The sequence below is a fragment of the Draconibacterium sp. genome, from assembly GCF_041583095.1.
In the GTDB taxonomy this organism is placed as follows: domain Bacteria; phylum Bacteroidota; class Bacteroidia; order Bacteroidales; family Prolixibacteraceae; genus Draconibacterium.
Genome location: NZ_JBFHGM010000342.1, coordinates 1 through 4,843, shown reverse-complemented (window position 1 = coordinate 4,843; position 4,843 = coordinate 1). Strand labels below are relative to the sequence as shown.

At 41.5% G+C, this 4,843-nt stretch carries 4 protein-coding genes and 1 pseudogene; 4 read left to right on the top strand and 1 reads right to left on the bottom strand.

Features of this window, described 5'->3' with window-relative positions; translation table 11 throughout:
- Positions 1 to 385: pseudogene (locus ABZB17_RS20610) on the top strand (2-oxoglutarate dehydrogenase E1 component); the annotation flags it as partial.
- 11 nt (positions 386 to 396) lie between these two features.
- Entirely contained in the window at positions 397 to 1,683 is a 1,287-nt protein-coding gene (gene odhB, locus ABZB17_RS20605) for a 2-oxoglutarate dehydrogenase complex dihydrolipoyllysine-residue succinyltransferase (protein ID WP_372653194.1), read from the top strand.
- A 431-nt stretch (positions 1,684 to 2,114) separates the two neighbouring features.
- Here the strand turns inward: odhB and ABZB17_RS20600 are convergent, their stop codons facing one another.
- Positions 2,115 to 2,552, bottom strand: coding sequence for a hypothetical protein (locus ABZB17_RS20600; RefSeq protein WP_372653192.1), 438 nt, complete (start codon positions 2,550 to 2,552; stop codon positions 2,115 to 2,117).
- 501 nt (positions 2,553 to 3,053) lie between these two features.
- Here ABZB17_RS20600 and ABZB17_RS20595 point away from each other — a divergent pair.
- Together ABZB17_RS20595 and ABZB17_RS20590 are read left to right on the top strand one after the other, a co-directional pair.
- On the top strand, positions 3,054 to 3,701 hold the full coding sequence (locus ABZB17_RS20595) for a hypothetical protein (protein WP_372653189.1): 648 nt from the start codon (positions 3,054 to 3,056) through the stop codon (positions 3,699 to 3,701).
- 267 nt (positions 3,702 to 3,968) lie between these two features.
- A partial coding sequence (locus ABZB17_RS20590) for a TlpA family protein disulfide reductase (protein WP_372653187.1) occupies positions 3,969 to 4,843 on the top strand: 875 nt, incomplete at its 3' end.

The following is a 4,843-nucleotide window of genomic DNA, read 5'->3' as shown; positions in this document are numbered from 1 at the left end:
TCCGGTTGCAGAACCTGATTTGGTAGAAAAGGTGGTATTTGTTTCCGGTCGTTTGTATTACGATCTGGCAAAATACAAAACCGAACACGGCATTTCGAATACGGCAGTTGTGCGTTTGGAGCAAATTTACCCGATTCCGAATAAGCAGATCAATGAAATACTGAGTAAGTATTCAAAATCCACCGAGTTGATTTGGGCACAGGACGAACCTGAAAATATGGGAGCGTGGCCGTTTATCAACCGTAAATTAGATTGCCTGGGCTTTAAAGTAGTTGCCCGCCCTGAAAGTGCCAGCCCTGCGGTTGGACTGATGGAAAAACACAAAAAAGGCCTCGACCAGATTTTGGAAACCGTGTTTAAACAAAAAGAAGTTGTAGCGTCATAAAAAACCAAAATATGATTATTGAAATCAAAGTTCCCAGTCCGGGAGAATCTATAACCGAAGTTGAAATTGGCAGTTGGCTTGTTCAAGACGGAGCCGTTGTTGCCAAAGACCAGGAAATAGCCGAAGTGGAATCGGACAAAGCCACACTGACCATTGTTGCCAGCGAAGGCGGAAAAATTGCCATTAAAGCCGAAGAAGGAGAAGCTGTTGAAGTTGGTGCAGTGGTTTGTACTATCGATACAAGTGTGGAAGCACCGGCAGCTGAAAGTGGCCAGTCACAGTCTCAGTCTCAGTCACAGTCTCAGTCGACAGATGAGGAACCTGCATCTAACGTGAAGGATCAAGAATCCAGTATCCAGAATCCAGAATCCAGAATCCAGGATACAGAATCCAGCAGCGAACATGATAAAGTAAAAGTAACATCGGTTGCCAAGGAAATGATGAAAGAGCATGGCCTTTCGGTTGACGATGTGATAAATGGCCTGAAACGCCTGGGCAAAAAAGAAGTGGAAGCTGTGGTAAATGCACCGCAGGCCGCTGCGGCCGCCATCCCGCAAAAAGAGGCAACACGCGACGAAGAACGTGAGCGTATGTCGAGCCTGCGCAGGAAGTTAAGCGCCCGCCTTGTTTCGGTGAAAAACGAAACGGCAATGCTCACTACTTTTAACGAGATCGACATGAGCTATGTAATGGATATGCGTAAAAAGTATCAGCAAAAATTTGTGGATACCCACGGATTAAAACTGGGCTTTATGTCGTTTTTCACTAAAGCGGTTGCTACGGCAATGGATTTCCATCCGATGGTGAATGCACAAATCGATGGCGAAGAAATTGTAATGCCTAAGTTTGTTGATGTGGGTATTGCGGTATCAACACCAAAAGGATTGATGGTGCCCATTGTGCGCAATGCCGAAAGTAAAACGATTCCGGCAATTGAACTCGAAATTAAGGAATTGGCCGAAAAGGCACGCAATAAAAAGATTACGGTTGAAGAATTGCAGGGCGGAACATTTACCATTACCAATGGTGGCGTTTTTGGCTCGTTGTTGTCGACACCAATTCTTAACCCGCCGCAATCAGGAATTCTGGGTATGCACAATATTGTTGAGCGACCTGTTGCAGTAAACGGACAAGTGGTTATCCGCCCGATGATGTATGTGGCGCTGTCGTACGATCACCGTATTATCGATGGTAAAGATTCGGTAGGTTTCCTGGTGAAACTGAAAGAACTGCTTGAAAATCCGGAACGCTTATTTACCGGAGGAAAAGATGCCGGTGAGCTGATGCTGGGGATATAGTCGCAGTTTGCAGTCGCAGGTTACAGAAAGGATGCCATCCGTATAAGTTGAAAAACATTGGGATGGCATCCTTTTCTTGTTACAGGTTGCAAGTTACAAGTTACAAGTTGCAAGTTCCCAATGACCAGCATCCGAAATCTCCAATTATCAATATTGAATATCCAATAACCAGCATCCAAAATCAAATATCCAGTAACCAGCATCCCTTTCCTTTATGCTAAAAGTTTTTTATTCTCTTTCTACCCCTCACCCTTTGGGAGCTCCCCTCACGAGGGGAGCAAGCGTCAGGCTACCTTCTTCGTTTCAATGAAGCTTTTTTCCCTTGCTAAGGGAAAATGTCGACAGACAAAAGGGTAAGGTGTTCAACCGAGCCAGAATGCGATACAATTGCTCACCATCCTTAACTGCTAACTGCGACTGCTAACTGAAAACTAATTCTGAGGAGGGAAACCGCCCTGGCCGCGTCTTTGGCGTCTTTCTTCCTGCATTACCTGGTATTGTTCCCATTGCTGTTCCGAAAGAACTTCTTTCATTTTCTTATCCTGCTCTTTGCGTACTTCCTGCATTTTCTCGCGCATACCTTCAAAACCGGCACCGCTGTTTTGCATTTCTTCGCGCATGGCAGCCATATTCTCAAAATTTTCTTCCATAATTTCGCGGATTTTCTCTTCCTGATCGTCGCTTAAATCCAGATTTTCGTCCATTTCTTCAATCTGTCGATCAACCATCGCCTGTGGATCAAAATTTCCGGGGCCCATTCCGCCACCGCTACGGCCAAATGGCATTTGTTGCGAATTATTTCCCCCGTTGTTGCACGAAATAACCAGTGCACTTACCAGCACCATTACTAAAAATACTGTTCGTTTCATTTCAATTTTGTTTTTTATTGTAAAGTTCAACTGCTTTTGATAAAAACCAAAAGCAAAAGTTTAATCGCATAGCCGTTTTTGTTGCGAAACAGGCCTTGTTATTTGTGCAACGAGCATTTGCATCCGTGCAACGGATACCTACACTCATGCAACGTGTGTTTAAATCCGTGCAACGGGTATCTACATCTGTGCAACGTGTATCTATATTCGTGCATCGTGTACTTACATTCATGCAACGTGTACTTACATTCGTGCAATGGGTACTTACACTCGTGCAACGTGTACTTACATTCGTGCAATGGGTACTTACATTCGTGCAACGGGTGCTTACATTTGTACAACGCGTGCTTACACTTATGCACTATTTGCTTGTTTATGCAATATGAAATTGGACGAAAGGTTTAATCAGAATTATCTATGTTGTTATAAGACAGGTTGTAAAAATTTGTTTATAAGATAAATAATTACTAACTAGCATAATCATAATTAATATTCTCAGACATGGATAAACGAAAAATCAACAAAAAAGAGATGTTCGACATTGTGGTAACTTACCTTAACGGTAAGTCTGCTGTATGGTCTCCAATTCCTAAAGTGGGAGAGTTTCTGAATGAGTTTAAAGCGGTAGTTGCCCAAATTAATACGGTGCAATATGCACAGCAGCAAGCTCAGGTATTTTTGGGAAAAACCAAAAAACAGATTAAAAGCGTAGTGGCCGAAAAGGCCGATATCCTGAACGATATCGTGGAAACCTTTGCTTTGGTTACCGGCAACGACAAGCTTCGCTTACAAATGTCGGCCAACTTCAGCGACCTGAACCGCTTGCGTAATGCCGATTTTATTCCGGCAGTAAAGGCTATTATTGAAGCTGTTGAAGAAAATATAGAAGTACTAACCACAGAATATGGTGCTACGCGTGAACAAGTGGAAGATTTAAAAACCGATCTCGACGAATTTTTGGCCATTAACGGGCAGCCACGTGCCTACAAAGTGGCATCGGTGGAGGCTACCAAAAGCCTGGAACTGCTGTTTGATGAGGCCGATGCTATTTTAACGAACAAACTGGATAATGTAATGAGTTTATATAAGCGGCGCGATCCGGGTTTCTACAACGGATACCTGGCTGCAAGGGTAATTGTGGACAGTTAGTCATTATTTTTTTGCATTTAAAAGTTAGTAATTGAAGGAGCCCGGTTTTCCTGGCTTTTTTTAGGCTAATTAATGAACTTAGAAATGGGAAAGCTTTTAATGAAAATACTGTTGGGGGTATTGGGTGGGGTTTTCTAAAAAAAAAAACTGATTGTGCATAATTTTTACGAAAATGAAACGAGCATGTAAAACAAATATACCCAGGAGTATAATTAAAATTCATGCGAGTTCCATACTATATCTTTGAATACAAACAATTTTAATAGTATGAAAGAACTACAATTAATCGCGATTTTACTGTTGTCTATATTTGTTTTTTCCTGTATCGAAAAATCAAAAAAAACTCTGTTAACAGATAAAGTTGAAACGCTAGATCCAGAAGTAGACATTAGTGAACTTACTTCTGATTTTAAGAAATGGTGGACTTACTATTCCTTTAACATATCCCTGTCATCAAATTTCACCGGTATAAACGAGCACTCGGATACAATTGGCAAAAGACAATTTTTGAAAGAATTAATTACCGGTAATTACATTCCTCTAAGAATAAAATCGGACGATAAAACCGAATTGTATAAACTTTATCAGCTCGACTCTGTCGCAGATAATGGAATTGGACGAACAATAAAAGATGCGTCAACCAGAGTGTATGGTTTATATGAATTGGAAGGAACACCAATTCCGAAGTTTAACTTTACCGATCTGGAAGGAAGTAGCTACACCAACGAAAATACAAAAGGAAAAACGATAGTTCTAAAAACCTGGTTTATTCATTGTGGCGCTTGTGTTGCAGAATTTCCGGAACTAAATGAATTGGTAGAAAAATACAACGATAGAAAGGACATCATTTTCCTGAGTTTGGCGTTGGATTCTAAATCGGAGTTAGAGGAGTTCCTGCAACAAAAAGAGTTTAATTATAAGGTAGTTCCCAGACAGGAGGAGTTTATTATGAGAAAATTATACTTGAATGCTTTTCCTACGCATGTAGTTGTAGATGAAAATGGAACAATATTAAAAGTGGTAAACAAAGCATCAGAAATGATTGCCTTTCTTGAAAATGGTCAGCAATCAGCACACAAAAAATTACCACCAGCTTCTGTAGCACCACCTCCACCGCCGCCACCTCCACCACCACCGCCGCC

Bases quoted from the DNA above. Each gene is read 5' to 3' on its own strand.
- odhB (WP_372653194.1), top strand. From the start codon at position 397: ATGATTATTGAAATCAAAGTTCCCAGTCCGGGAGAATCTATAACCGAA.
- ABZB17_RS20600 (WP_372653192.1), bottom strand. From the start codon at position 2,552: ATGAAACGAACAGTATTTTTAGTAATGGTGCTGGTAAGTGCACTGGTT.
- ABZB17_RS20595 (WP_372653189.1), top strand. From the start codon at position 3,054: ATGGATAAACGAAAAATCAACAAAAAAGAGATGTTCGACATTGTGGTA.